The organism is Acinetobacter sp. SM1B (assembly GCF_003289665.1).
Lineage (GTDB): Bacteria > Pseudomonadota > Gammaproteobacteria > Pseudomonadales > Moraxellaceae > Acinetobacter > Acinetobacter schindleri.
Window position 1 is genome coordinate 1 of the sequence record NZ_QMBM01000022.1, and the last position, 1,461, is coordinate 1,461.

Below are 1,461 nucleotides of genomic sequence, written 5' to 3' on the forward strand. Positions count from 1 at the left end.
ATTATGACATTATTTCAATGAGTTATCTATTTTTGTCGTGTACAGAGATAAATTTCAAAAGTTTTCAGGATGCTGGAGAGGCAGTATTAAAGTTTCTGCATCAGCATTTTGGATTTGATTTATGGATGATTACCCGGGTAGAAGGCCAAGACTGGATTGTGCTGCAAAGTGAAGACCATGGTTATGATATACGACCCGGCCAAGTGTTTCAGTGGGCTGATTCTTTTTGTTCTCATATGGTCGCAGGTAAGGCCCCGAGAATTGCACCTCGCTCTGAAGAAATTCCTTTATATGCCACAGCGCCGATTAATCAGCAGGTCTGTATAAAATCTTATATTGGTCAGCCACTCCTTAAAGAAGATGGTAGTTTGTTTGGAACGCTCTGTGTGATTGATCCAGAAACCAAATCGGAAGCTATTGTGCAAGATATACAACTGGTCGAGTTGTTGGGACAATTACTCAGTTCGATCTTGCAGGCAGAATTACGTCAGAGTGAGCAGATAAGACAACATGAATTATTGCAGGAAGAAGCCAGTAAAGATGAGTTGACCGGGCTCTATAATCGCCGTGCCTGGGAAAAACTGCTGCGAGCAGAAGAAGAGCGTTGTAAACAATATGGTCATCCCGCCGCTGTATTATTTATTGACCTGAATGACCTAAAAAAGGTGAATGATAGTTTGGGTCATGATGAAGGTGATAAGCTGATTCAAAATGCAGCACAAGTATTGCGAGACAATGTACGGATCAACGATATTGTTGCCCGTTTAGGTGGCGATGAGTTTGTGATTCTTAGTGTGGAAAATGACGAAACCGGTACTGAAAGTTTAGTTGAACGTTTAATTAATGCCTTTGCAGCAACAAACATTGGCGCAGCGATTGGTATGGCGATGCGTCATCCGAGTCAGGGTCTATTTGCAGCGCTCGCACAAGCGGATCAGAACATGTTTGAATATAAACGTCGGAAAAAATCCAGTGAATCCATGACCAATCTAAAATAATTGACGCTTTAAATTTTCTGTAAATAATTAAGTATTTCATATCACAGAAATGATTATTTTCTATGCTCTAAAATCATCCTATCTTTCAATATTCTCCTTCATGCCTATATGTAAAAGTTGAGCATGACTCTCCATAAAAAGAAAATTCAATACATCTATAACTTAACAATTACAAATTTTATAAACTTTGTTGCAAAGTAAATTGATCTAATTAAATGCGCTTTAAGTGTGTTGAAAAGTGACTCTGATAAGGAACAAGATTTAAATAAGCACTTCATTTCTTATGATAATTGTTGTTTGAAATATACATTAAAATTACAGAACCTAAAAATTCTTTGTTTAAAGATAAAGCGCTATCGAAGGATAAAGCTGGCTGCCAAGAAAAAACATTACCGGCAGAAATAGCATTTGAGCAGAGATGGATCCGTAAATTTGAACAACTCCTATAAGTGATATTCTGCTC

General features: G+C 37.7%; 1 protein-coding gene. It reads left to right on the forward strand.

All coding sequences use genetic code 11. The features are described from left to right. Positions 1–17: 17 nt before the first annotated feature. Positions 18–998: a sensor domain-containing diguanylate cyclase gene (locus C8322_RS14200; RefSeq protein WP_111810831.1), complete on the forward strand. Its 981-nt coding sequence runs from the start codon at positions 18–20 to the stop codon at positions 996–998. Positions 999–1,461 lie beyond the last annotated feature (463 nt).